Genomic DNA, 25,408 nt, shown 5'->3' on the forward strand with positions numbered 1-25,408 from the left:
GACATGAGCTCTCGTACGCTTACCCTGATAGGCGTTTCTCTGGCCATGGGCCTTGGCGCTGCATGGATGGCCGACTCCTGGCTGAGCGCACGGCTCAATGCCAGCCCCGATGACCACCTGCGAAGCGTGGTGGTCGCCACGGTAGAGATTCCATTCGGGCAGATGGTCGAGGCCCAGCAGCTCACGACCGTACGCATGCCCATGGATACGATCCCGGACGATGCCTTCGATGCCAGCGAAAAAGCCGTGGGCAAGATCGCCACGTTCGACATTCTGCGGGGCGACATCGTGCGCGGTGCGCGTCTGAGCGAGCACCTGGGGGGCAGTACCCTGGCCTCTTTGATTGCGCCGGACAAACGCGCCATATCGGTACGGGTGGACGATGTGGTCGGCGTCGGCGGGTTCCTGTTGCCGGGTAACCGGGTCGACGTACTGGCGACCAAAACCACCAATGCTGGCACTAACAGCGCCTCCTCCAGGACCATCCTCGAGAACCTGCGGGTGTTGGCGGTGGATCAGACCGCGGGTACCGACAAGACCCAACCGGTCGTGGTGCGCGCCGTGACGCTGGAGATGTCGGCGGCTGAAGCGGAAACCCTGGTCACGGCACAGACGGAAGGCAAGTTGCAACTGGCGCTGCGTAACCCACTGAACCTCGAGAAGAAAACTGCAGCAGTTGCACCTGCCGCACCGGTCATGGCGGTGGCTACCGCCACAGAGCCAAAACGCGTGGTACTGCGTAGCAGTGGCGAGGGTGGCGGGGCTATTACCGTTATCCGCGGGACCGAAGCCAATGTAATCAAAATTCGCTGACCGGGCGCAACAGGTGTCTGGGCACCACAGTATTGGCGAAGTCGATCCGGATCGGTATCGGCAATCGAGGGCTTGATGATGAATCTTCGTATTCAGCGGCCGTTCACTTCGACGCCAAGGCGCCAGGAAGGATCGGTGAGTGTATTGATGGTGATCTCGTTGGCCGCGATGGCCATGATGGCGGCGCTGGCTTTGGACAGCGGGCATATGATGCTGAACAAAACGCGCCTGCAGAATGCGGTGGACGCCGCCGCCCTGAGTGGCGCCAAAACCCTGAGCCAGGTGATGGGTGGTATCAACAGTGCCAGCACGACGCGTACCGCCGCCCTCAATACGCTGACACAGAACGCCAATGCCACGGGCAACAACGAATTGGCCACGGCTGTCGGCGGCAATGCCGGTGCATTTGCAGCGGTGGAACTGGCAAGCAGCGTCTATGGCCCGTTTTCCTATCCCGGGCCGACGAATGCCAAGTATGTTCGGGTATCGGTACCGAGCTATAGCCTGACCGGATTTTTCTGGAACTTCGCCCAGGTATTCGGCTCTGGTGGTCTGGGAACCAAAGCGGTGGCGGCGGTCGCCACCGCAGGCCCCAGCCCTACCAGCCCTTGCGATCTCGCACCTTTGATGGTCTGTGGCGACTCGACTAAATATGACCCTGCCGCTGGCATGTTCTGGGGCTTCCAGTTTGGTGATTTGCAGGTATTGAAGACAGCTTCCGGCAATTCGTCACCCATTGGTCCAGGCAACTTTCAGTTGATCGATTTTGGCTCGGGCGGCAGTCAGGTCAAGGAGGATTTGGCCGGAGGTGGCAAGGTCTGTCGCAATGTGGGGCAAGATGTCCAGACCGCGCCTGGCAACAAGGTCGGCCCTACCTCTCAAGGCCTGAATACGCGCTTCGGCATCTATCAGGGGCAGGTCAGTGCCTCGGCCTATCCGCCGGATCTGGTGACGACGTCCAGCGCCCCCGCGATCACTTACGACGACTCAGTCAACCCTCCACAAAAGATGTACCAGGGGCAAGCCGTCACCTCGAGCAACGGCAATCTCACGGCGGGCAGCAACTCGATACTGGACTACAACGACTGGCGTGCGAGCGTTGCTGCATGTGTAGCGGGGGGGAGTGGTTGTCAGGGCAGTGGGGTGTTCGAGCGCCGGATGCTGAAAGTCGTGGTGGGCGACTGTACCGGCAAACAGGGCGGTTCAACCTCGGTCCCCGTTCTCGGTTTTGGTTGCTATTTCGTGGTGCAGCCCATGGATGGCGGCGGCACAGATTCGCAGATCTTCGGTCAGTTCGTGAAGACGTGCGAAGGCGACAACGTGGCCGGCCCCTCGCCGTCAACCGATTCCGGCCCGCAGATCATTCAGCTCTACAAAACCTATCTCAACGGCAGCGGCACTCCGAGCACCGACTCGTAGGAGGCGTCATGAGACTTCACGGATTTAAACATCGGCAGCGCCAGCAAGGCCTGGCCATTGTGGAATTCACCCTGGTCCTGCCGGTGTTGCTGTTGCTGTTGCTGGCCTTCGGTGAGTTTGGCCGCATGCTCTATCAGTACAACCTGCTGCTGCAGGCCAGCCGCGATGCCGACCGTTTCGTCGCCAGCCAGGCCTGGAACTCGACGCTGGGTGCGGTCGCCCTGAGCGATACGCTACTGACTCAGACGCAAAACGTGGCGGTGTATGGCGTGCCGGCCAACACCGGGACAGCAGTGGTGTCAGGGCTGACGACTGGCAACGTGGTCGTTGCCGCAGTGGGCACCGACCATGTGCGGGTCACGATCACTTACACGTTCTGCCCGGTGATTGGCGCTGGCAATTGCACCGGATCGCTTCCCGGTTTTTTTGGAAATCAAATTGCACTGAGCATTCCGCTGGTCGCCACTACCGTGATGAGGGCCCTGTGATGAACAGAAAACACATGCGCGGCACCTATACGGTGGAGTTCGCCCTCATTGGTCTGCTGATGTTCACGCTGTTGTTCGGCGTGGTGGAAATGGGCCGCCTGTACTTTACGGTCAATGCGCTGGATGAAGCCGTACGCCGTGGTACGCGCCTGGCGGCGGTGTGCAATATCAGCGATCCGGTGGTGTTGCGGCGGGCGATCTTCAATGCCGCGACCGACGCAGGTACGAGCCAGCTGATCGGCAATCTGGCCACCACCCACCTGACGTTGACCTATCTGGATGTAAACGGTGCTCTGGTGGCCAACCCCGCTGACCTGGTCAGCGTCAATGGTTTTCGTGCCATCCGCTATGTCCGGCTGAGTCTGCAAAACTTCGTTTTCAATCTGTTCATTCCCGGGTTTGGCGTGCCCTTTACCTTGCCCGCCTTCAGGGCAACGTTGCCACGCGAAAGCCTCGGGCGTCATTCCGATTCCGGGGAGATCACGCCATGCTGAATACCAAGGACACTCCTCTCTCCAGTTCGACCGGCAAAGCCGGGCTCAGGTTGCTGATCAGCAGTCGTGATGCCACGTCGTTGCGCGACCTGCAGAGCGTCTGCCAACGCATGCCCAGCCTGGAGGTGAGTACTCGGCTGGTGAGCAACGGGCATGTCGACCCGCTCTACGGCCTGGACCGGATGCCCGATCTGTTGCTGTTGCGCGTCAGCCACCTGTGGCGCGAGGAGCTGGCGGCCCTGTTGCAGCGCCCGGCCCATGAACGTCCGCCGATGTTGGTGTGCGGGCTGCTCAGCGAACAGGAAGGCATGCGCCTGGCAATGCAGGCCGGCGCCCGTGACGTGCTGCCGGAGCCCGTCGCCGAGACAGAGCTGGTCGCCGCCTTGAATCGGCTGGTCATGGAGATTCGGACCGGCAGTGGGACAGAAGGGAAATTGCTCGCCGTGATCAGCGCCAAGGGCGGATCCGGCGGCACTATGCTGGCCTGCAACCTGGCTCAGCAGCTCAGCATGAAGGGTGGCAGTACCCTGTTGCTGGACATGGACCTGCAATTTGGCAGCGTGACGCATTACCTGGATGTGGCGCAGGCGCACAGCCATCTGGAGGTGTTGCATCAGATCGACGGCATGGACAGCGTCGCGCTACGGGGTTTTTGCAGCCACTTCAGCCCGACCTTGCATGTGCTGGGTGGCCGGGCCGGTGAGCTGTGTCTGCCGCAGGATGCTCAACCCGAGCAACTTGACACCCTGATGCAGTTGGCCCGCGCCAGCTATGACTGGGTAGTGATCGATCTGCCACGGCAAATCGACCACCTCACCGGCTCCGTGCTGGAACAGGTGGATCGGGTGTACGTGGTGGTGCAGCAGAGCGTCAGCCATCTGCGCGATGCCAGTTCCCTGGTGCGGATTCTTCGCGAAGACCTGGGCGTGCGAGGGGATCAATTGCAGATAGTGGTCAACCGCTATGACAAGTCGGCAGCGGTCAGCCTCAAAGATATCGGCGAAGCGCTGCGCTGCACCAACCTGGCGAAATTACCCAACGACTTCAACCTGGTCAGCCAGAGCCAGAACACGGGTGTGCCGTTGGCTCTGCATGCGCCGAAGGCGGCGATCACCGTTGCCCTGTGCAACGTGGCCGAGGAACTGGTCGGCAAGCAGATGGCTGGAAACAAAAGCGTGCTCAAACGCGCCTTCAACCGTTTTTTCGGGGGGTGACCCATGATCAGTGACTTTCGTAACCGCTTGCGCAAACAGGCCGCTAAATCCGCCTCATCGCAGTCTAACCAGCCGGGTGACGACCAGCTGGATCCGGCAGAGGAAGTAATGGCGTGGGAGCGTGCAACGCCGGACGTTCTTTACGAAACCAAAAGTCAGGTCACCCCGATGGAGGCCGAGTGGCGAGAAAGGATTTACCAGCAGTTGCTCAAGGTCATGGACCTGTCCTTGCTGGACTCCCTTGAACAGGCTGAGGCTACGCGGCAGATTCGCGATATTTGCCAGCGCCTGCTCGATGAGCATTCGGCACCGGTGAGTACGTCCAGCCGCCAGTTGATCATCAAGCAGATCACCGACGAGGTGCTCGGCCTTGGTCCCCTGGAACCGTTGCTGGCTGACCACAGCGTGTCCGACATTCTGGTCAACGGCCATGCCTCGGTCTATGTCGAGCGCTTTGGCAAACTGCAACGCACCGATGTGCGCTTTCGCGATGATCAGCATTTGCTGAACATCATCGATCGCATCGTCTCCAGCCTGGGTCGGCGTATCGACGAGTCCTCGCCCTTGGTGGATGCCCGGCTCAAGGATGGTTCGCGGGTCAACGCGATTATCCCGCCGCTGGCCATCGATGGCCCGAGCGTGTCGATCCGGCGCTTTGCGGTGGACCTGCTCAATACCGACAGCTTGATCCAGGTGGGGACATTGACCCCGGCCATTGCCCTGCTGCTCAAGGCGATTGTCCGTGGGCGCTTGAACGTGCTGATTTCCGGCGGTACCGGCAGCGGCAAGACCACCATGCTCAATGTCCTGTCCAGTTTCATTCCGCACAACGAGCGGATCGTCACCATCGAAGACTCGGCCGAACTGCAACTGCAGCAGCCCCACGTGGTGCGCCTGGAAACCCGGCCTTCGAATATCGAGGGGCGCGGCGAGGTGAGTCAGCGGGAGTTGGTGCGCAACAGCCTGCGGATGCGTCCGGACCGCATAGTGATCGGCGAAGTGCGCGGTGTCGAGGCGCTGGACATGCTGACCGCGATGAACACCGGCCACGATGGCTCGCTGACCACGATCCACGCCAACACCGCACGCGATGCGTTGGGGCGGGTCGAGAACATGGTGTCGATGACCGGGGCGACTTTCCCGATCAAGGCCATGCGTCAGCAGATCGCTTCGGCCATCGATGTGGTGATCCAGCTGGAACGCCAGGAGGACGGCAAGCGCAGACTGGTCAGTGTGCAGGAAATCAACGGCATGGAAGGAGAGATCATCACCATGACTGAAATCTTCTCCTTCGTGCGCCATGGCATGGGCGAAAACGGCGAAGTGCTGGGTGATTATCGGCCCAGCGGCATGATCCCCGCCTTCCGCGATGTGCTGGCCAAGCGCGGCATTGAGTTGCCGCTCACGATGTTCAGGCCTGAGTGGATGGAGGCACGGCAGTCATGAACCAGGTTCCCAGTGAATTCATTCTGATGTTCCTCGGCATGGTGTTTATCGCCGTCTTCCTCTTGTCCCAGGGCGTGGCGGTGCCGGTATTCGGCGAGGCCGGCAAGATGCGCAAGCGCATCCGCGGCCGCCTGCATGTACTGGAGAAAGCCAACAATCAGCCCAACATGCAAACGGTATTGCGGCAGAAGTACCTGACGCGTTTGTCGCCACTGGAGGCCAGGCTTGAGCAGCTGCCCTTTATGGAAGCATTGACGCAGATGATTGAGCAGTCCGGGCACGAGTACCGGGCCTATCGGGTATTGCTGCTCGGGCTGGTGCTGGGGGGCTGGGCGGGTATCCTGATCTGGATGGTTTGGTCAGTCTGGTGGATGGCGCTGCTGGCGGGTTTCGCGATCTTCTGGTTACCCATACTGAAAATCTCTCGCGACCGTGGCAAGCGTTTCGCTGCGTTTGAGGAAGGCCTGCCGGATGCGTTGGATGCGATGTGCCGCGCTTTGCGCGCCGGACACCCCTTCAACGAAACCCTGCGCCTGGTGGCCGAGGAACACAAGGGGCCGGTCGCTCATGAGTTTGGCCTGACTTTCTCCGATATCAACTATGGCAACGATGTGCGCCGAGCCATGCTCGGTCTGCTGGAGAGGATGCCAAGCATGACGGTGATGATGCTGGTGACCTCGCTCCTTATCCATCGCGAGACCGGCGGCAATCTGACCGAGGTGCTGGAGCGTCTGAGTCAACTGATCCGCGGGCGCTTCCGCTTTCAGCGCAAAGTCAAAACCCTGTCGGCCGAAGGGCGGATGTCGGCCTGGATACTGGTGGCCATTCCCTTCGTACTGGCGGCTGTGATTTTGTTCGCTACCCCTAAATACTTGCCGTTGCTGCTCAATGATCCGATGGGCCATAAGCTGATACTTTGGGCTTTTGGTGCCATGTTGGTCGGGATTTTCTGGATTCGCAAAATTATCCGGATTCAGGTTTAAGCGGTGTTTGCTACCGGGAGGTACAGGTCATGGACTTTTTGCTCGGGTTGTTCAGTCGGGTCACGGGGAACGAGGAGCTGGCGCGCCTATTGTTTCTTGGTGCGATCGGTTTGAGTACGGGGCTTGTGGTCGTCGCCGTGAGCTTGCTGATGATGGGACTTCAGGATCCGGTGCAGCGTCGCCTGGCGCTGATCAAGCGTGGTCATTTAGGCAACACGACCGGGCAGGAAGCTCCGGGTAACCTGCAACTGTTGCTGGAGCGGGTCGGCCAGCGCTTTACCTCGGCCGAGTCGGCTCAAACATCCGCCACCCAGACCCTGTTGATGCATGCGGGGTACCGTTCCTCGTCGGCGGTGCAGATATACTGGGCGGTACGCTTGATGTTGCCGCTGTTGTTGATTGGTATTGCGTTGCTGCTGTTGCCGATGATTCCCAAGGTTTCCCTGATCGTGGGGCTGCTGTTGGTGTTCATGGTGGCCGCTATCGGATGGTTGGTGCCAGCGTTGTATGTCGCCAAGCGCAAGCAGTTGCGACAAGGTCGGTTGCGTGCGGCGTTTCCGGATGCGCTGGATCTGATGGTGGTGTGCGTGGAGTCGGGCCTGGCCTTGCCCACGACCATCGAACGGGTGGCTGAGGAGATGTCGGTCAGTCAGGTCGAACTGGCTGAAGAACTGGCCCTGGTCAATGCACAAATACGCGCGGGCATTTCGAGTACCGCGGCGCTCAAGCAACTGGCTGTACGCACTGGGCTGGATGACGTACAAGGTCTGGTCAACCTGTTGGCGCAGAGTATCCGTTTTGGTACCAGCGTGGCCGACACCTTGCGCATCTATGCCGAAGAGTTCCGTGACCGGCGTACGCAGGCCGCTGAAGAGATGGGGGCGAAAATCGGTACCAAGCTGATATTTCCACTGATTTTCTGTCTATGGCCGAGCTTCTTTCTGGTCGCTATCGGCCCCGCCTTGATCGGGGTACTCAAAGCATTCGGGTGAGGTAAAACGGCCGGAGGCTGTCGAGTGCGATGGCCTCGCCACCCGAGCCTGATCTGCACTTGATCTACACATCTCCCGTAGGAGCTGTCGCAGGCTGCGATCTTTTGATTTTTCTGGCAGGCAATTCGTTGCCTAGGCCGTTAATTCAAAAGATCGCAGCTTGCGGCAGCTTCGGGGGTAAATTGGTAAGAATTGGATAATGTGTAGATACCACTGCTTTCCTGCACACGACATCAAGCCCGGCTTTGCAGCCAGGCCACTTTGAACGACGCCAAAGGCTGATCACCCATCGACCTGCCTCAGTTGCCGATGGTCATTTGTCCCGCTGCATCCTGGTCATAAAATTCCGGAATCGGGAAGTTGAAGCTATTCAGCCAGCGCTGCATGGCCAAGTCACGTTCGGTGGCCGAAGCGGTTTGCAGGTGTGGGGAGGCAACCACACCGCGAATCTGCAGCTGCAACCACTGCTCGGTGCCTTGTTGATACGGCGAGGAGGGGCCCGGCTCAATGGCCCAGGCAGTGGTGGACAGGCAAGCCATGCACAGGATCAACAGCCGTTTGGTATTCATCTCGACTCCTCCTACGTTTTACTTGTTCGCACTGGAAGAGGCATCGGCTACCTCAGCCTTGCGATTGCCATCGGTAGCCACCACTTTATTGGCGGAGGCCTTGAGTTTTTCCGCGCGGTTTTGAGCCTCTACGACTTGCTTGGGGCTCAAGTCGGCGCGGGTCACGAGTTCGGCGGCCGATTTCCAGTTATCCTGGTAGATCAGCAACGTCACCATATTGAGTGCCGCCAGTGTGTTTGCCTGCTTGAGCTCCATGGCGGTCATGAACTCGAAGCGTGCTTCAGGGATCCGGTGCTGATTGAGGTAGACGACCCCCAGGTCGTTGCGCATCCTGTCGTCGGTGGGGGCCATCTGCACCGCACGCTCAAGGTGAGTGGCAGCGCTGGCGTTATCATTTTTGGCGGCGGCCAATTGGCCCAGGCCGAGTTCCCCTTCAGCCGCCAGACAGGTGCCGAGCAAGCTTTCGTACAAGGGCTGCGCGTCGCCGCTACGCCCCATCAAGCGCAACACCCGAGCCTTGCGCAGGCGGACCTGGACCAGGCTATCGGGCATTCCTTCCAGATTCGCCAGGCTGGCATACAAACGGCCTTCGTCGGCCATGCTGTCGGCCAGGTTCAGGGCCAGTTCTTGCTCCGAATCGGGCTTGGCACAGCTGGCCGGTCGCGAAGACAGGCCATTGCTGGCACAACCGGCAAGCATTAATGTCGCCGCTATTGCAATGACTGCTTTCATCGAAGGTCCCCTGGCTACAACAGGTTGAACGCCTGGCCAATGGCAATAAGGCTGGCCCGGCAAGCGTGCAAAGTCACCGTCAGGCGCGGGGGCGAGGCCCGTCTGGTTCCGGCTCCGGTTCATTGCGAGAGCCCCATGCGACTGTCGAAGTCGCCATTTTCCAGGAAAAACATGCGGTAGAAGTTCGGGTCGTAATTGCGCAGCTGCTCGCCAGGCAATGACGGCAGTTGTGCATTGGCCGCCAGTGGCTGGACCAGATGCGGGGTGACGATCATCAGCAGTTCGCGCTCTTCGCGGTTGATGGTGTTGTCGCGGAAAAATGCGCCCAGAACCGGGATATCGCCCAGCCCCGGAAACTTGTTCACCTGGGAAGTGTTGCGGGAGCTGATCAGGCCGCTGATGACGAAGCTTTCGCCGTCGGCCAGGGAGATGCTGGTGTCGGTACGGCGCACGGTCAGGGCCGGGACGACCGTGCCGGCGATGCTCACGGCGTTGGTGAAGTCCAGTTCACTGACTTCCGGCGCCACCTTCAGCGCGATTCGGTTTTTCCCGATGATGGTTGGCGTCAGGGTCAGGCGGATACCGAACTCCTTGTACTCGATGGACACGTTATCGCTGCCTGAACTGGGCACCGGAATCGGTATTTCACCACCGGCCAGGAAGCTCGCACTCTGCCCGCTGAGCGCTACCAGGCTTGGCCGCGCCAGGGTGTAGGCGAAACCGCTGCCTTCCAGCGCATTCAGCGCCACCAGGGTATTGCCGGTAGCAAACGTGAGGTTGAACTGGTCGTTTCTCACCGGTATCGACGGGGTGACAATGCCGCCAATGGTGGGCAAGGTTCGCGGCGAGCCGAACAGGAAATTGCCCCGGACGCCGAAAATCGAGGCGGAGGCTTCCTTGAGCTTGGTCCGGCTGACTTCAACGAAGCGGATATCGGTCTGCACCTGGCTCGGCAGCAGCACGTCGTCGGAGGGCACCGATGGCGCGCTGGTCAGCGCCGCTGTGGCTTTACCCTTGACGAACACCATGCTTTGGCGCGGCGTTGTCGAGCAGGCGGTCCAGACCATCAGGCTGGTGGTCCCCGGCGCAAGGCCCGTGAGTATGAACGCGTTGCTGCCACTGGGTTGCACGTCGGCAATTTTCGGGTCACCCACCGCCAGTTGCGTTACCGCAACGGGGCTGCGCAGTTCACTCTGTAGCCCCTGACCGACCTCGTAGGTTGTCGGCCAATTGTTCAGTTGCGGGCAATTGGCCGGCGCGGCCTGAGCCGCATCCACGCTGAGGCCCATCCAGAACAGGCCATGGATAATTCGCTTGAAAGCGGGCTCGGTACGAAAGCTCATTAAGTACATCCTCACTGGATGGGCCGTCTTTAGGCGGACTGAGTTGTCTCGGATCACTTCACGGGGATCGGGCTATCCCCCCCAATGCGCCAGACCCGTTATTCATGGCCTTGGCGTTACTCCTTGCGTGCTACACACGGGCGGGTGCAATTCGCGGACCGGGCTGGACAGCGAGCGATCTTTGCAAAAAACGGTTTTGAGTGATCCGCATACCTGGACTGCCCGCCAGAGCGAGACTTGCGCCTATGGGTCGACCTGGTTCCCCCGGAAAGTAGTCGGCAATGAAGGTACAGAGCCGGAAAACGCCTGCCAGGATCATGGTGAGGTAACTCCTTTTGCCAATTCGCTGTCTGATCACTGAAGCTGACGTGGAAAACCGAGCCGTCATGACTTCTTATTGTTTGAAGGTAGTTCAATCAAACCAAAGTGCCATGAATTTAAAGAAAAGCATTGGTGCAAAGGCTGGAGCCAGGCGGGTGGGCGAGCGGTTCGGGCAGAGTCGCAGTGCAGTGCGGTTGCCTGATGTTGACGAGTTGCGCTGAAGGCAATAAAAAAAGGCCCGCATGCTCAAGCATGCGGGCCTTTGGCATCACTGATTACTGATCAGTGCTTGCTGTCCTGGTTCGACAACGCCAGCAGCTGTTTTTCCTGGTTCCAGTCGAAAGGTTCGTCGTTCTGTTCGGCTTCGAAGCGGCGCTCTTCCAGGGCCTGATACAGGTCGATCTCTTCATCGGACAAGTAGTGCAGGCAATCACCGGCGAAATACCACAGCAGATCCCGTGGAATCAGGTGGGCGATTTGCGGATAACGGGAAATGACTTGAGTCAGGATGTCCTGGCCCAGGTATTGGCTTTCGATCGGATCGATTGGCAGTGACGCCAGCAATTCGTCGAAGCGCTCAAGGAACAACGCATGGCTTTCTTCGGGAACCTGCTCGGCCTCACCTACGGCGACCAGGATGCTGCGCAGGTGGTCGAGTAAAACGAGATGATCGGCAACGATGTTGGACACGAGATAAGTCCTCAAGAGCAAAACGGGCGCGGGAGTATAAAGCGCCAGCGCCCGTTTTTACATGCTTGAAGGGATCAGCGGACTTTTCCCTTGGCCAGCGCCAAAGCCTTCTGGTCAAAGTCATCGACGTCGATCACCTTGCGCCGGGCCGCTTCGGCTTCACGCAGGGTTTGGGCTTCCACCGGCTGCAACACGCCAGCCTCGAGGGCGGCATCGATCGCCGACTCGCCGGCCAGCGGTTTGACCTGGCCGCTCTTGAGTGCCACATGCAGCTTTTTCTGCAATGGCTGTGCGGCGCTCAACAGATTGCAGGCGTGTTGCAATGCACCGACCGGATCGTCGTTCGCTTGTGGGCGATAGCAACCCAGAAGCAATTCCTCCAGGGCAGGGTCGCCCTTGGCGCGGCCAATCAACGCGGCGACTTCGGCACCGAGTTTGTCCGATGGCCCTTTGTGCCGGCGACCGAACGGGAACACGATCACCCGCAACAGGCAGCCGACGACTTTGTTCGGGAAGTTATTCAGCAGCTCATCCATGGCCCGTTCGGCCTGCCCCAGGCTTTCTTCCATGGCCCAGGCCAGCAGCGGCACCATGTACTGCGGTGAGTCGAGATCGTGGTAGCGCTTGAGCGCGGCGGAGGCCAGGTAGAGGTTGCTCAGCACGTCACCCAGCCGTGCAGACAGATGTTCCCGGCGTTTCAACTCACCCCCCAGCAGCATCATGCTGAGGTCGGCGAGCAGGGCGAAAGCAGCGGCCTGACGATTGAGGGCGCGGAAATAACCCTGGCTGAGCTTGTCGCCCGGGGTGTGTTCGAAGTGTCCGAAACCGAGATTGAGCACCAGTGTACTGGCGGCGTTGCTCACGGCAAAACCGATGTGCTTGAGCAGCAGGCCATCGAACTCTGTGAGCGCCTGATCCTTGTCTTCACGGCTGGCGAGGGCCATTTCCTTGAGGACGAAGGGGTGGCAGCGAATTGCACCCTGGCCGAAGATAATCAGGTTGCGCGAGAGAATGTTCGCGCCTTCGACGGTGATGAAAATCGGCGCGCAGTTCCATTTGCGACCGAGGTAGTTGTTCGGCCCCATGATGATTGCCTTGCCGCCGTGCACGTCCATCGCATCGCTGAGGCAGTCGCGGCCGCGCTCGGTCAGGTGGTACTTGAGAATCGCCGACAGCACCGACGGTTTCTCGCCCAGGTCGACCGCATTGGCGGTCAACATGCGGGCGGCGTCCATCATCCAGGTGTTGCCGCCAATGCGCGCCATGGCTTCCTGAATGCCTTCGAAAGCGCCAATCGGCACGTTGAACTGCTCGCGAACCTGAGCGTATTGGCCCGTCACCAGGCTGGTGAACTTGGCCATGCCGGTGCCCACCGCCGGCAGGGAAATCGAACGCCCGACCGACAGGCAATTCATCAGCATCATCCAGCCTTTGCCGAGCATCTCCTGGCCACCGATGAGGAACTCCAGCGGGATAAACACGTCCTTGCCTGAATTCGGGCCATTCATGAACGCGGCGCCCAACGGCAGATGCCGGCGGCCGATCTCGACACCGGGCAGGTCGGTTGGAATCAGTGCCAGGCTGATGCCCAAGTCCTCCTGATCACCCAGCAGGTGATCCGGGTCATAGGCCTTGAAGGCCAGGCCGAGGAGGGTGGCCACCGGGCCGAGGGTGATGTAACGCTTTTCCCAGTTCAGGCGCAGGCCGAGGACTTCCTGACCCTGCCATTCACTTTTGCAGATCACTCCCGAGTCCGGCATGCCGCCGGCGTCGGAACCGGCCAGCGGGCCGGTCAGGGCAAAGCACGGGATATCGTCGCCGCGTGCCAGGCGTGGCAGGTAGTGATTGCGTTGTTCGTCGGTACCGTAATGCAGCAACAGTTCGGCGGGGCCGAGGGAGTTGGGGACCATCACGGTGGTGACGAGGTCGCCACTGTGGCTCGCCAGTTTCATCGCCACTTGCGAGTGGGCATAAGCGGAGAAGCCCTTGCCGCCAAACTCCTTGGGGATGATCAGGGCGAAAAAGCCGTTGTCCTTTATGTAGGTCCAGACGTCGGGCGGCAGGTCCATGGTTTGACTGAGCTGCCATTCATTGACCATGGTGCAGAGTGTTTCGGTCGGCCCGTCGATGAAAGCCTGTTCCTCTTCATTCAATTGCGCTTTGGGATAGGACAGCAGTTTGCTCCAGTCCGGACGGCCACTGAACAGTTCGCCGTCCCACCAGACCGTGCCGGCGTCGATGGCATCGCGCTCGGTTTGCGACATGGGCGGCAGGGTTTTCTGGAACCAGTTGAACATTGGTGCGCTGAACAATTTGCGGCGCAGGTCGGGCAGCAGCAAGGGCGCGGCGACAGCGGCGATCAACACCCAGATAACCAGCAGCAACCAGCCCGGCGCGCGGCTGAACGCACCCATTGCCACGGCATAGACGGCCACGATGACCAGGGCGGGCAGCGGGGCGATGCGGCGGTGGGCCAAATAAGCAATCCCGACCAGCAGAACCAGTATCCACAACAGCAGCATATTCATTCCTCCGTGAAACCATGGCGAACCAGCCCACAGAGCTTAGACGGCATCCGTAAAACAGGCAGGTCACAGCGATGTGATTGGAATCGTGGGAAAAGCGTTGATCGAGCGAGCGGCAAAGCGCCCATGTTTGGCCGAAACGTCGTTATCTCTGTGCTCAAGCGCTCGCTAGACTCGGGACTTCCCCAGGAGATTGTTCTCATGCACGAGTATCTGAGTCCCGGCCGCTTCATCGATAGTGACCACCCGTCCGTGGTGGAGTTCGCCGAAAAACACCGTGGCGCCAGTCGCGATCCGCTTGCGCAGGCGATCAGTCTCTATTACGCCGTGCGCGAAGCCGTGCGCTACAACCCGTACACATTCAGTCGCGATCCGCAGACCCTCTGCGGCAGTTATGCGTTGGCGGCCGGGGAGAGTTACTGCGTGCCCAAGGCCACGTTGCTGGCAGGTGCGGCGCGGCATTGCGCAATTCCCGCGCGGATCGGCCTGGCGGATGTGCGCAATCATTTGTCGACGCCACGGCTGCTTGAGTTGCTCAAGAGCGACATGTTCGCCATGCACGGCTACACCGAGTTTTATTTGCAGGGTCGCTGGGTCAAGGCGACACCTGCGTTCAACCGCAAACTCTGCGACCTGTTCAATGTCGCGCCGCTGGAATTCGACGGGATCAACGACAGCGTTTTTCATCCCTTCAACCGCGATGGCGCGAAGCTGATGGAGTACCTGGTCGATCACGGCCAGTTCGCCGACGTACCTGAAGCGTTCTTTTTCGAACACCTGGAAAAATGCTATCCGCACCTGTTCGGTGAGCAACAGCAACCGCTGTTGGGTGATATGCAGAGCGATTTGAGTCGCGCCTGATCCGGCGTATGCTGCCTGCCCACTTACCGAAAAAGAGGCGCTCATGCTGAAGATCTGGGGTCGGAAAAATTCATCGAATGTCAGAAAGCCATTGTGGGCCGCCGAAGAACTTGGGCTTGCCTACGAGGCTATCGATGCCGGTGGCGCCTTTGGTGTCGTCGATACGCCCGAGTACCGCGCGATGAACCCCAACGGTCGGGTTCCGGTGATCGAGGACGATGGCTTCGTGCTGTGGGAATCCAACGCCATCGTGCGTTATCTGATGGCCCGTCACGCCGACGGCACGGCCTGGTATCCGGCGGATCTGCAAGCCCGTGCCAGTGCCGACAAATGGATGGACTGGACCACCTCAAGCTTTGCCGGCCCGTTCCGTACCGTGTTCTGGGGTGTGCTGCGTACCCCGGCAGACCAGCAGGACTGGCCCGCCATCAAGGCGGCGATCAAGGAATGCGACACGCTGCTGGCGATGGCCGATCAGGCGTTGGCGAGCAAGCCTTATCTGTCCGGTGATGAAATCGGCATGGGCGATATTCCCCTGGGCAGTTTCATTTATGCCTGGTTCGAGATGCCGATCGAGCGTGCGCCACAGCCGCATCTGCAGGCCTGGTACGCGCGGTTGAAGCAGCGTCCGGCGTATCAAAAGGCGGTCATGACCGCGTTGACTTAATACTCACTATCGACACGCTTGACTGTACTTGTGTGGCGGCGACAAGCACCATTGCGCTGATGCGACGTGGTTGCAATGCGCGCCGCCCGCCCTTACCTGACCTTTTTTCCCCTTCTTGGTGCGTAAATCAGATATGAGTTCCGCTCTGTCCATCCGGCAGCTAACCAAAACCTACGGCAACGGTTTCCAGGCCCTGAGTGGTATCGATCTGGATGTCGCCGAAGGTGACTTCTTCGCCTTGCTCGGCCCGAACGGCGCCGGCAAATCCACGACCATCGGGATTCTCTCGACCCTGGTGAACAAGACCAGCGGCACGGTAAATATCTTCGGTCACGACCTGGACAAAAATCCTGCGCAGCTCAAACGCTGCATCGGCGTGGTGCCCCAGGAATTCAACTTCAACCAGTTCGAAAAGACCTTCGACATCGTCGTGACCCAGGCCGGCTACTACGGCATCCCGGCGAAAATCGCCAAGGAACGCGCCGAGCAGTACCTGACCCAGCTCGGCCTGTGGGACAAGAAGGACGTGCCGTCACGTTCGCTGTCCGGCGGCATGAAGCGGCGCCTGATGATCGCCCGCGCGCTGGTTCATGAACCGCGCCTGCTGATCCTCGACGAACCGACCGCCGGGGTGGACATCGAACTGCGTCGCTCGATGTGGAGCTTCCTCACCGAGCTGAACCAGAAAGGCATCACCATCATCCTCACGACCCACTACCTGGAAGAGGCTGAGCAGTTGTGCCGCAACATCGGCATCATCGACCACGGCACCATCGTCGAGAACACCAGCATGAAGCAGTTGCTCAGCCAACTGCATGTCGAAACCTTCCTGCTGGATATGAAAAACACCTTGCGAGTAGCCCCTCAGTTGCTCGGCTATCCGTCCCGGCTGATCGACAGCCACACCCTGGAAGTCCAGGTGGACAAGTCCATGGGCATCACCGCGCTGTTCAGCCAGTTGGCGCAGCAGAACATCGAAGTGCTGAGCCTGCGCAACAAAACCAATCGCCTCGAGGAGTTGTTCGTGTCCCTGGTGGAGAAAAATCTGTCGAAGGTGGCGGTATGAGTTCCGAGCTACGCCCCAACCTCGTTGCCCTCAACACCATCGTTTACCGTGAAGTCCGGCGTTTCACCCGGATCTGGCCGCAGACCTTGCTGCCGCCGGCCATCACCATGGTCCTGTACTTCGTGATCTTCGGTAATCTGATCGGTCGGCAAATCGGCGACATGGGTGGCTTCACTTACATGGAGTACATCGTGCCGGGGCTGATCATGATGTCGGTGATCACCAACTCCTACGGCAACGTGGTGTCGAGTTTCTTCGGCAGCAAGTTCCAGCGATCCATCGAAGAACTGATGGTCTCGCCGTTGTCGCCGCACACCATTCTGATCGGCTACACCCTGGGCGGCGTGCTGCGTGGCTTGATGGTGGGGATCATCGTGACCTTGCTGTCGCTGTTTTTCACCCATTTGCAGGTGCATCACCTGGGTGTGACCATTCTGGTGGTGGTGCTGACCGCGACGATCTTCTCGTTGCTGGGCTTCATCAACGCCGTGTTTGCACGCAACTTCGATGACATTTCGATCATCCCGACTTTCGTGCTGACGCCACTGACCTACCTGGGCGGGGTCTTCTACTCGATCACCTTGCTGCCGCCGTTCTGGCAGACCGTGTCATTGGCCAATCCGGTGCTGCACATGGTCAACGCGTTCCGTTACGGCATCCTGGGCGTTTCGGATATTCGCATCAGCGTGGCGATCGCCTTCATGCTGGTGGCGACCGTGGTGTTGTATCTCGGTAGTGCGCGGTTGCTGGTGAGTGGACGCGGGATGCGTACCTGACCTTCCCTGTAGGAGCTGGCGCAGGCTGCGATCTTTTGATCTTGATTTGGGTACTGGTCAGAAACCCGTTAAAAGCGAAAAGATCGCAGGCTTCGCCAGCTCCTACAGGGGGTGTATGGCAGATATGAAAAACGGCGCCCTGGGGCGCCGTTTTGCATTCTCACATCCGGCTTTTCTTGCGCCGCTTCCATTGCCTGGCCACCCACCAGCGCCAATACATCATCACCAGGACGTAGGCCAGTGCCCCGAGTACCAGCCCGGTTACCACCGAACCCAGCAGAAACGGTTGCCACAAGGTCGAGATTTCGCCGCTGATCCACTCCCAGCTCAGCGAGTCAGGCAACTGCCGGGCGGGGACGTCCATCAGCCAGGCGCCGGTCTGGTAGGTGCAAAAGAACACGGCGGGCATGGTGATCGGGTTGGTCAGCCAGACCAGGCTCACGGCAATCGGCATGTTGCCGCGCACGATGATGGCGAGGATGGCCGCCAGCAGCATCTGCAGCGGGATCGGCAGGAACGCGGCGAACAGGCCCACGGCCATGGCGCGGGCAACGGAGTGGCGATTGAGGTGCCACAGGTTCGGGTCATGCAACAGCGTGCCGAGAAAGCGTAAGGACTTGTGTTCCCTGATGCTCATCGGGTCTGGCATGTAACGTTTGAATAAGCGCCGGGGCATAAGGCTTCTCGGTCGGTCAGGGCGGCAAGTATGTCTGGATTCCATGAACTGCCCATTCAGACTTTGTGACAATTATTGACGACGCCCATGCGACGGGCGGGCTAAGCCTTGAGGGTACTCTCAAGGACGGGCTTATGCGCACAGGGATGATGGCGCTGGCGTTGGGTCTGCTGACCTTGCGTTTTTTACCGGCATTGCCGCCGGTCTGGTTGTGGCTGGCGATGCCGGTGGCGGGTTTGATGTTGCTGCCGTTCAGGGCGTATCCGGTGGCGTTTTACCTGTTCGGTTTGAGTTGGGCCTGCGCGAATGCGCAGTGGGCGCTGGACGACCGGTTGCCGCCGGCCCTGGACGGCGAAACCCGCTGGGTCGAAGGGCGGGTCACAGGCTTGCCCCGGCATGATGACGGTGTCGTGCGTTTCGAATTGACCGACATCCAGTCCCGACGTACCCGGCTGCCGCAGCAAATGCGCCTGGCCTGGTATGGCGGGCCGCCGGTGAACAGTGGCGAACGCTGGCGCCTGGCAGTCAAATTGAAGCGCCCGGTCGGGCTCCTCAATCCGCAGGCCTTCGACTACCAGGCCTGGTTGCTGGCACAACGCATCGGGGCGACCGGGACGGTCAAGCAGGGCGAACGCCTTGCGCCAGCCCGATGGGCCTGGCGCGATGCAATCCGTGAGCGTTTGCTGGCGGTGGATGCCCAAGGGCGAAGCGGCGCATTGACGGCGTTGGTGCTCGGGGACGGTGCCGGGCTGAGTCGCGAAGACTGGCAGGTATTGCAGGACACCGGCACGGTGCATCTGTTGGTGATTTCCGGGCAGCACATCGGAATGCTGGCGGGCGTTGTGTATCTGCTGATCGCCGGCCTGGCCCGCTTTGGGCTATGGCCGAACCGTCTGCCATGGTTGCTTTGGGCGTGTGGCCTGGCATTCGCCGCTGCGCTCGGTTACGGGATGCTGGCCGGTTTCGGGGTGCCGGTGCGACGGGCCTGCGTGATGATCGGTCTGGTGTTGTTGTGGCGTCTACGGTTCCGTCATCTCGGTGCATGGTGGCCGCTGTTGCTGGCACTCAACGGCATTTTGCTGCTGGAGCCGCTGGCGAGTCTTCAGCCTGGTTTCTGGCTCTCCTTCGCGGCCGTGGCGGTCTTGATATTGACCTTCGGCGGTCGGTTGGGGCCATGGCGTTGGTGGCAAACCTGGACCCGCGCCCAGTGGCTGATTGCAATCGGGCTGTGCCCGTTGTTACTGGCATTGGGGTTGCCCATCAGTCTCAGCGGGCCGCTGGCCAATTTGTTCGCGGTGCCCTGGATCAGCCTGGTGGTACTGCCACCGGCGTTGCTCGGGACGCTGTTGCTGCCGGTGCCTTACGTGGGTGAGAAATTGCTGTGGCTGGCGGGCGGCCTGATCGATGGGTGGTTCAGGGGATTGGGGCTCGTCTCCGGTCAGGTTCCCGCGTGGGTGCCCGCGGTAGTCCCGCTATGGGCCTGGGTAATCGGTGCCATTGGCGCCTTCTTGCTATTGCTGCCGCGAGGCGTACCGATGCGCCCGTTAGGCTGGCCCATGCTGTTGATGCTGGTTTTGTCGCCCAGGCCTGTGTTGCAGGAGGGCATGGCCGAAGTCTGGCAACTGGATGTCGGCCAGGGGCTGGCGATCCTGGTGCGCACTCGGCATCACACGATGCTGTATGACGCCGGACCGCGTTTCGGTGAACTCGACCAGGGGGAGCGGGTGGTGCTGCCGGCGTTGCGCAAACTGGGGGTGAAGGGCCTCGACCTGATGCTGATCAGCCACGCCCATGCCGATCATGCCGGCGGTGCCCGGGCAGTTGCCAAGGGCTTGCCGGTGAAACAGGTGGTCAGTGGTGAACCGTCGGACCTGCCTGCGCAGTTGCAGGCCGGGCGTTGTGACAGCGGTCGGCAATGGACCTGGGATGAAGTCGATTTCCAGCTTTGGCACTGGCCATTGGCCGGCGACAGCAACCAGAACTCCTGTGTCCTGCTGATCGAGGCCAATGGCGAACGGTTGCTGTTGAGTGGCGACATCGATGCCGCCGCCGAGAGAGCCCTGCTGGACAGTCCGTTGGCCCTGCCCACCGATTGGTTGCAAGCGCCACACCACGGTAGTCGCAGTTCGTCGTCCAGGGCCCTGCTGGATGTCCTGCAACCAAAAGCTGCGCTGATCTCTCGCGGGCAGGGCAATTCGTTTGGCCATCCGCATCCCACTGTCATCGCGCGTTATCAAAAACGTGGAATGGCGATCTACGACAGCGCCGAACAGGGTGCCATTCGTCTGCAACTGGGGCGCTTCGAGCCACCGTGGTCAATGCGCCAGGAACGGCGTTTCTGGCGCGATCCGCCGCCCTCGGACCCATGACCGGGCATTATCGAAGCCCGACCGGATGCGACATCACGGTCTTCGGTGCTTGCACCCCCTATGTTAGAGTGGCGCACTTTTTCGAGGGGACTGTCACTGTGTGGGAATTGGTCAAATCCGGCGGCTGGATGATGCTGCCGATCATTCTGAGTTCCATCGCGGCCATGGCCATCGTCGCCGAGCGTCTCTGGACGCTGCGTGCCAGCCGCGTGACCCCGGAGCATTTGCTCGGTCAGGTCTGGGTCTGGATCAAGGACAAACAGCTCAATAAGGAAAAACTCAAGGAACTGCGCGCCAATTCGCCTTTGGGCGAGATTCTGGCGGCCGGCCTGGCCAACTCCAAACATGGTCGCGAGATCATGAAGGAGTGCATCGAAGAGGCCGCTGCCCGGGTGATCCACGAGTTGGAGCACTACATCAACGCGCTGGGCACCATCGCCGCCATGGCGCCGTTGTTGGGTCTGCTGGGTACCGTGTTGGGCATGATCGATATCTTCAGTTCGTTCATGGGCACGGGCATGATGACCAACGCCGCAGTGCTGGCCGGCGGTATTTCCAAAGCCTTGATTACCACGGCTTCGGGCCTGATCGTCGGTATTCCGGCGGTGTTCTTCCACCGGTTTCTGCAACGGCGCATTGATGAGCTCGTCGTGGGCATGGAGCAGGAAGCGATCAAGCTGGTTGAAGTGGTGCAGGGCGACCGTGACGTTGATCTGGCCGAGGGCAAAGCGTGAAATTCCGCCGCAAGCAACGGGAGAACGTGGACATTAACCTCGTGTCGCTGATCGACGTGGTGTTTGTCCTGCTGCTGTTTTTCGTCGTGACCACCACCTTTACCCGTGAGACCCAGTTGCGCGTCGATCTGCCGGAAGCCGTCAGCGGCACACCCGCCGACGATCAGAGCAAGCCTTTGGAGATCGCCATCAGCGCCGACGGTGTGTACTCGGTGAACAACCAGATCCTGCCCAAAAGTGACCTGACCTCGTTGATGGACGCGCTGCAAAAAGAAGCCAACGGCGACACTAACCGACCGCTGTCCATCAGCGCTGACGGCAAGACTCAGCATCAGTCCGTGGTGACTGCCATGGACGCCGCCGGCAAACTCGGATTCAGCCATTTGCGCATGACCACCATCGAAGCGGCGCCCCCCGCGTCCTGATGGCCATGTCCGATCGATTGCTGGCCGCGTGGTACGCAGGTCATCCGGCCCTGAAGCTGTTGCAGCCACTGGAGTGGCTGTACCGGCGCGTGGTCATGAACAAGCGCAAGCGCTTTTTGGCGGGTGAGGGCCAGATCTATCTGCCACCCGTGCCGCTGATTGTGGTGGGCAACATCACCGTGGGTGGCACCGGCAAGACGCCGCTGATTCTATGGATGATCGAGCACTGCCAGCGTAGCGGCCTGCGGGTCGGCGTGGTCAGCCGCGGCTACGGCGCCAAACCGCCGCAATTGCCTTGGCGAGTTGAAGCCGAACAAAGCGCTGACATCGCGGGTGACGAGCCGTTGTTGATCGTCCAGCGCACGGGTGTGCCGCTGATGATCGACCCAAATCGCAGCAACGCTGTCAAAGCGTTGCTGGCCAGTGAGCCGCTGGACCTGATCCTGTCTGACGACGGCATGCAGCACTACCGCATGGCCCGCGACCTGGAACTGGTGTTGATCGACGCCGCTCGCGGCCTGGGCAACCGCCGTTGCCTGCCTGCCGGGCCATTGCGTGAACCGGTCGAGCGCCTGCAAAGCGTCGACGCGGTCCTCTACAACGGTGCCGCGACTGACCGCGATGATGGATTTGCCTTTCAATTGCAATCCACCGCGCTGGTCAATCTGCGCAGCGGCGAACGGCGTCCCCTCGACCACTTCCCCTGCGACCAGGCCCTGCACGCGGTGGCCGGCATCGGCAATCCGCAACGTTTCTTCAAGACCCTCGAAACGCTACACTGGAAGCCGGTTCCACATGCGTTTGCCGACCACGCCGAATACAGCGTGGAGGCATTGAATTTCACGCCGTCATTGCCGTTGGTGATGACGGAAAAAGACGCGGTGAAATGCCGTGCCTTTGCCGCCGCCGACTGGTGGTACCTGGCGGTCGATGCCGTGCCGTCGCCGGCCTTCGTGGCCTGGTTCGACACACAGCTGATGCGTCTGCTGCCGGCTCGTTTGTTGCCTTAACTCCGTTTTTTCAAGGGAATGCTCATGGACACCAAATTGCTCGATATCCTCGCTTGCCCGGTCTGCAAAGGCCCGCTCAAGCTCAGCGCCGACAAGACCGAGCTGATCAGCAAGGGCGCAGGCCTGGCCTACCCGATTCGCGATGGCATCCCGGTGATGCTCGAATCCGAAGCACGCACCCTGACCACCGACGAGCGCCTGGATAAATGACCACAGCCTTTACCGTCGTCATTCCGTCGCGTTTTGCCTCCACCCGCCTGCCGGGCAAGCCGCTGTTGCTGATCGCCGGCAAGCCGATGATCCAGCACGTCTGGGAACAGGCGAGCAAAAGCAGTGCCGAGCGAGTGGTGGTGGCCACCGACGACGCGCGTATCGTCGAGGCCTGCAAAGGCTTCGGTGCCGAAGTGGTGATGACCCGTGAAGATCACAATTCCGGTACCGATCGCCTGGCCGAAGTGGCGACGAAGCTGGGCCTGGCGCCCGACGCCATCGTGGTCAACGTCCAGGGCGACGAACCGCTGATCCCGCCGAGTGTGATCGATCAGGTCGCCGCCAACCTGGCTGCTCATACCGAAGCACGCATGGCCACCCTGGCCGAGCCGATCGAAGACGTGGACACTCTGTTCAATCCCAACGTGGTCAAGGTCGTCAGCGACCTCAATGGCCTGGCGCTGACGTTCAGTCGCTCCACCTTGCCCTGGGCGCGGGATGCGTTCGCCGTGAACCGTGATCAGTTGCCCGAAGGTGTGCCTTACCGCCGCCACATCGGCATCTATGCCTACCGCGCCGGTTTCCTGCAGGATTTCGTCAGCTGGGGTCCATGCTGGCTGGAAAACACCGAGTGCCTGGAACAGCTGCGTGCCCTGTGGCACGGCGTGCGGATCCATGTGGCTGACGCACTGATCGCACCGCCAGCCGGTGTCGATACCGTTGAAGACCTCGAGCGCGTTCGTCGCCTGCTGGAGGCGTGATGCGGGTTCTGTTTGTCTGCCTGGGCAACATCTGCCGCTCTCCCACGGCCGAAGGCGTGCTGCGGCACAAATTGCGTGAAGCAGGTCTGGCTGATCGGGTCGAAGTCGCTTCCGCCGGCACCGGTGACTGGCATGTCGGCAAGGCGCCGGACAAGCGCAGTCAGGCCGCGGCGAAGCTGCGTGGTTATGACTTGTCCACCCAGCGCGCCCGGCAAGTCAGCCGCGCCGATTTCGCCACCTACGACCTGATCCTGGCGATGGACAACAGCAACCTGCGCAACCTCAAGGCCTTGCAACCAGCCGCGGGCAAGGCCGAGCTGGACCTGTTCCTGCGCCGTTACCAGTCGCAAATCGATGAAGTGCCGGACCCGTACTACGACGGCGAGCAAGGCTTCGAGCAGGTGCTTGACCTGATCGAGCACGCCAGTGATTTACTGGTGATCGAATTGAAGGGACGGTTATGAGTTTGCAGGTTCAATCGCAGGTTTCGCTCAAGCCGTTCAACAGCTTTGGCGTGGACGTTGAGGCTCGGCTGTTTGCCGAGGCCCATAGCGACACCGATGTGCGTGAAGCACTGGCCTATGGGCTGGAACACGAGGTTCCGGTGCTGGTGATTGGCGGTGGCAGCAATCTGCTGCTGACGGCGGATATCGATTCACTGGTGCTGCGCATGGCCACTCGTGGAATTCGCGTGCTGAGCGACGACGGCAGCAAAGTGGTGATCGAAGCCGAGGCGGGCGAGCCTTGGCATCCATTTGTGCAACACACACTGGCCTTGGGGTTGTCCGGCCTGGAAAACCTCAGCCTGATTCCCGGCACCGTCGGTGCGGCACCGATGCAGAACATTGGCGCCTATGGGGTCGAGATCAAGGACGTGTTCGCCGGGCTCACCGCCCTTGATCGCCAGAGCGGCGAAATGCGCGACTTCACACTGCAAGAGTGCAACTTCGCCTACCGCGACAGCCTGTTCAAACAGGAGTCAGGACGCTGGTTGATCCTGCGCGTACGTTTCGCCCTCGATCGCGCCGCGCATCTGCATCTGGAGTACGGCCCGGTGCGTCAGCGCCTGACCGAACAAGGCATCGAGCATCCGACCGCCAGCGATGTCAGCCAGGCCATTTGCAGCATCCGCAATGAAAAACTCCCGGACCCGGCCGTGCTCGGCAATGCCGGCAGCTTCTTCAAGAACCCCTTGGTGTCGGCAGCGCTGGCTGCGCGGCTCAAGGGTGAGTACCCGGACCTGGTGGCCTATGTACAACCCGACGGTCGAATGAAACTGGCCGCTGGCTGGTTGATCGAGCGGGCGGGGTGGAAGGGGTTCCGTGAGGCTGATGCTGGCGTGCATAAATTGCAGGCGCTGGTGCTGGTCAACTATGGCGGCGCGACGGGCCTGCAATTGCTGAACCTGGCGCAGCGCATCCAGAAAGACATTTTCGAGCGTTTCCATGTCGATCTGGAAATGGAGCCGAACCGGTATTGAGTTAGGGGGCGTTCTCAACTAGTTTTCACGCCGCGCCGGGCCTGCTGTTGTGCAGGGCAAGGCGCGAGAAGCGTGGTTTGGTCATTCCAAATAAGCTTCGAGCAACGCAGCCCTGCACAACAGCAGGCCCGGCCCTTCGGGTTGTGCCTTAAAACGGGCCAGGCTGCGTTGCAGGCCTTGGAAAGGGAACAACCATTTCCAGCGGCCTGCGCCTTGCCTGGCCCGCTTTAAGGCGACAACGCGACGGGAAAACTAGTTGAGAACGCCCCCTAAGCTTCCAGGATGTATCAAAAAGCCCTGCACGATGTTTATCGTGCAGGGCTTTTTTGTTAATGCTCGGTTAA

At 60.5% G+C, this 25,408-nt stretch carries 26 protein-coding genes; 20 read left to right on the top strand and 6 right to left on the bottom strand.

Features of this window, described 5'->3' with window-relative positions:
- The first annotated feature begins 3 nt into the window (after nucleotides 1-3).
- The 8 genes from cpaB (at nucleotide 4) to KW849_RS02790 (ending at nucleotide 7,849) form a co-directional block, all read left to right on the top strand.
- Complete coding sequence (gene cpaB, locus KW849_RS02755) at nucleotides 4-813, top strand: Flp pilus assembly protein CpaB (protein ID WP_218427416.1); 810 nt, start codon at nucleotides 4-6, stop codon at nucleotides 811-813.
- A 75-nt stretch (nucleotides 814-888) separates the two neighbouring features.
- On the top strand, nucleotides 889-2,232 hold the full coding sequence (locus KW849_RS02760) for a TadE/TadG family type IV pilus assembly protein (RefSeq protein ID WP_218427418.1): 1,344 nt from the start codon (nucleotides 889-891) through the stop codon (nucleotides 2,230-2,232).
- A gap of 8 nt (nucleotides 2,233-2,240) precedes the next feature.
- Nucleotides 2,241-2,720 (top strand): TadE/TadG family type IV pilus assembly protein, encoded by a 480-nt coding sequence (locus KW849_RS02765; protein WP_218427420.1) that lies wholly within the window; start codon nucleotides 2,241-2,243, stop codon nucleotides 2,718-2,720.
- Nucleotides 2,720-3,214, top strand: a complete 495-nt coding sequence (locus KW849_RS02770) for a TadE/TadG family type IV pilus assembly protein (protein ID WP_218427422.1) — start codon at nucleotides 2,720-2,722, stop codon at nucleotides 3,212-3,214. The genes KW849_RS02765 and KW849_RS02770 overlap by 1 nt, the downstream gene beginning before the upstream one ends.
- Entirely contained in the window at nucleotides 3,208-4,428 is a 1,221-nt protein-coding gene (locus tag KW849_RS02775; RefSeq protein WP_218427424.1) for an AAA family ATPase, read from the top strand. Before KW849_RS02770 ends, KW849_RS02775 begins: the two co-directional genes overlap by 7 nt.
- A 3-nt stretch (nucleotides 4,429-4,431) precedes the next feature.
- Nucleotides 4,432-5,874: a CpaF family protein gene (locus KW849_RS02780; RefSeq protein ID WP_218427426.1), complete on the top strand. Its 1,443-nt coding sequence runs from the start codon at nucleotides 4,432-4,434 to the stop codon at nucleotides 5,872-5,874.
- Nucleotides 5,871-6,857: a type II secretion system F family protein gene (locus KW849_RS02785; RefSeq protein ID WP_218427429.1), complete on the top strand. Its 987-nt coding sequence runs from the start codon at nucleotides 5,871-5,873 to the stop codon at nucleotides 6,855-6,857. Before KW849_RS02780 ends, KW849_RS02785 begins: the two co-directional genes overlap by 4 nt.
- A 29-nt stretch (nucleotides 6,858-6,886) precedes the next feature.
- Nucleotides 6,887-7,849: a type II secretion system F family protein gene (locus KW849_RS02790; protein WP_218427431.1), complete on the top strand. Its 963-nt coding sequence runs from the start codon at nucleotides 6,887-6,889 to the stop codon at nucleotides 7,847-7,849.
- A 299-nt stretch (nucleotides 7,850-8,148) separates the two neighbouring features.
- Here KW849_RS02790 and KW849_RS02795 read toward each other — a convergent pair whose 3' ends face one another.
- The 5 genes from KW849_RS02795 to KW849_RS02815 all read right to left on the bottom strand — a co-directional run bounded on the left by KW849_RS02795 (nucleotide 8,149) and on the right by KW849_RS02815 (nucleotide 14,026).
- The gene (locus KW849_RS02795; RefSeq protein WP_218427433.1) at nucleotides 8,149-8,418 is read right to left on the bottom strand and encodes a DUF3613 domain-containing protein; all 270 of its coding nucleotides are present in this window, start codon (nucleotides 8,416-8,418) and stop codon (nucleotides 8,149-8,151) included.
- Nucleotides 8,419-8,436: 18 nt separating this feature from the next.
- A complete protein-coding gene (locus KW849_RS02800) occupies nucleotides 8,437-9,150 on the bottom strand; it encodes a tetratricopeptide repeat protein (RefSeq protein ID WP_218427435.1) in 714 nt (237 codons plus the stop codon).
- A gap of 119 nt (nucleotides 9,151-9,269) precedes the next feature.
- On the bottom strand, nucleotides 9,270-10,493 hold the full coding sequence (locus KW849_RS02805) for a type II and III secretion system protein family protein (protein WP_218427437.1): 1,224 nt from the start codon (nucleotides 10,491-10,493) through the stop codon (nucleotides 9,270-9,272).
- A gap of 603 nt (nucleotides 10,494-11,096) precedes the next feature.
- Complete coding sequence (locus tag KW849_RS02810) at nucleotides 11,097-11,504, bottom strand: PA2817 family protein (protein WP_007991629.1); 408 nt, start codon at nucleotides 11,502-11,504, stop codon at nucleotides 11,097-11,099.
- Between the two features lie 74 nt (nucleotides 11,505-11,578).
- The gene (locus KW849_RS02815; protein WP_218427440.1) at nucleotides 11,579-14,026 is read right to left on the bottom strand and encodes an acyl-CoA dehydrogenase; all 2,448 of its coding nucleotides are present in this window, start codon (nucleotides 14,024-14,026) and stop codon (nucleotides 11,579-11,581) included.
- Nucleotides 14,027-14,230: 204 nt separating this feature from the next.
- Here KW849_RS02815 and KW849_RS02820 point away from each other — a divergent pair, with 204 nt between their 5' ends.
- The 4 genes from KW849_RS02820 (at nucleotide 14,231) to KW849_RS02835 (ending at nucleotide 17,399) form a co-directional block, all read left to right on the top strand.
- Nucleotides 14,231-14,890 carry a transglutaminase family protein gene (locus KW849_RS02820; RefSeq protein WP_218427442.1) on the top strand — a complete coding sequence of 220 codons (660 nt, stop codon included), beginning with the start codon at nucleotides 14,231-14,233 and terminating at the stop codon, nucleotides 14,888-14,890.
- 43 nt (nucleotides 14,891-14,933) lie between these two features.
- Nucleotides 14,934-15,557 (top strand): glutathione S-transferase family protein, encoded by a 624-nt coding sequence (locus tag KW849_RS02825; protein WP_218427444.1) that lies wholly within the window; start codon nucleotides 14,934-14,936, stop codon nucleotides 15,555-15,557.
- A gap of 133 nt (nucleotides 15,558-15,690) precedes the next feature.
- The gene (locus tag KW849_RS02830) at nucleotides 15,691-16,623 is read left to right on the top strand and encodes an ABC transporter ATP-binding protein (protein WP_218427446.1); all 933 of its coding nucleotides are present in this window, start codon (nucleotides 15,691-15,693) and stop codon (nucleotides 16,621-16,623) included.
- Nucleotides 16,620-17,399 (top strand): ABC transporter permease, encoded by a 780-nt coding sequence (locus tag KW849_RS02835; protein WP_008054107.1) that lies wholly within the window; start codon nucleotides 16,620-16,622, stop codon nucleotides 17,397-17,399. The genes KW849_RS02830 and KW849_RS02835 overlap by 4 nt, the downstream gene beginning before the upstream one ends.
- Before the next feature lie 160 nt (nucleotides 17,400-17,559).
- Here KW849_RS02835 and KW849_RS02840 read toward each other — a convergent pair whose 3' ends face one another.
- On the bottom strand, nucleotides 17,560-18,075 hold the full coding sequence (locus KW849_RS02840) for a DUF2062 domain-containing protein (RefSeq protein WP_218427448.1): 516 nt from the start codon (nucleotides 18,073-18,075) through the stop codon (nucleotides 17,560-17,562).
- Nucleotides 18,076-18,209: 134 nt separating this feature from the next.
- On the opposite strand from KW849_RS02840, the gene KW849_RS02845 reads away from it, so the two are divergent.
- The 8 genes from KW849_RS02845 (at nucleotide 18,210) to murB (ending at nucleotide 25,064) form a co-directional block, all read left to right on the top strand.
- The gene (locus tag KW849_RS02845) at nucleotides 18,210-20,444 is read left to right on the top strand and encodes a DNA internalization-related competence protein ComEC/Rec2 (RefSeq protein WP_218427450.1); all 2,235 of its coding nucleotides are present in this window, start codon (nucleotides 18,210-18,212) and stop codon (nucleotides 20,442-20,444) included.
- A gap of 98 nt (nucleotides 20,445-20,542) precedes the next feature.
- Nucleotides 20,543-21,178 carry a MotA/TolQ/ExbB proton channel family protein gene (locus KW849_RS02850; protein ID WP_218427453.1) on the top strand — a complete coding sequence of 212 codons (636 nt, stop codon included), beginning with the start codon at nucleotides 20,543-20,545 and terminating at the stop codon, nucleotides 21,176-21,178.
- Nucleotides 21,175-21,603: a biopolymer transporter ExbD gene (locus KW849_RS02855; protein ID WP_218427455.1), complete on the top strand. Its 429-nt coding sequence runs from the start codon at nucleotides 21,175-21,177 to the stop codon at nucleotides 21,601-21,603. Before KW849_RS02850 ends, KW849_RS02855 begins: the two co-directional genes overlap by 4 nt.
- Nucleotides 21,603-22,613: a tetraacyldisaccharide 4'-kinase gene (lpxK, locus tag KW849_RS02860; protein WP_218427458.1), complete on the top strand. Its 1,011-nt coding sequence runs from the start codon at nucleotides 21,603-21,605 to the stop codon at nucleotides 22,611-22,613. Before KW849_RS02855 ends, lpxK begins: the two co-directional genes overlap by 1 nt.
- A 24-nt stretch (nucleotides 22,614-22,637) precedes the next feature.
- The gene (locus KW849_RS02865) at nucleotides 22,638-22,823 is read left to right on the top strand and encodes a Trm112 family protein (protein ID WP_003179363.1); all 186 of its coding nucleotides are present in this window, start codon (nucleotides 22,638-22,640) and stop codon (nucleotides 22,821-22,823) included.
- Entirely contained in the window at nucleotides 22,820-23,584 is a 765-nt protein-coding gene (gene kdsB / locus KW849_RS02870) for a 3-deoxy-manno-octulosonate cytidylyltransferase (protein WP_218427460.1), read from the top strand. Before KW849_RS02865 ends, kdsB begins: the two co-directional genes overlap by 4 nt.
- Nucleotides 23,584-24,048: a low molecular weight protein-tyrosine-phosphatase gene (locus tag KW849_RS02875; RefSeq protein WP_218427462.1), complete on the top strand. Its 465-nt coding sequence runs from the start codon at nucleotides 23,584-23,586 to the stop codon at nucleotides 24,046-24,048. The genes kdsB and KW849_RS02875 overlap by 1 nt, the downstream gene beginning before the upstream one ends.
- Nucleotides 24,045-25,064 (top strand): UDP-N-acetylmuramate dehydrogenase, encoded by a 1,020-nt coding sequence (murB, locus tag KW849_RS02880; RefSeq protein ID WP_218427464.1) that lies wholly within the window; start codon nucleotides 24,045-24,047, stop codon nucleotides 25,062-25,064. Before KW849_RS02875 ends, murB begins: the two co-directional genes overlap by 4 nt.
- Nucleotides 25,065-25,408 lie beyond the last annotated feature (344 nt).

Origin of the sequence: Pseudomonas sp. PDM26 (assembly GCF_019219185.1) — a bacterium.
GTDB lineage: Bacteria > Pseudomonadota > Gammaproteobacteria > Pseudomonadales > Pseudomonadaceae > Aquipseudomonas.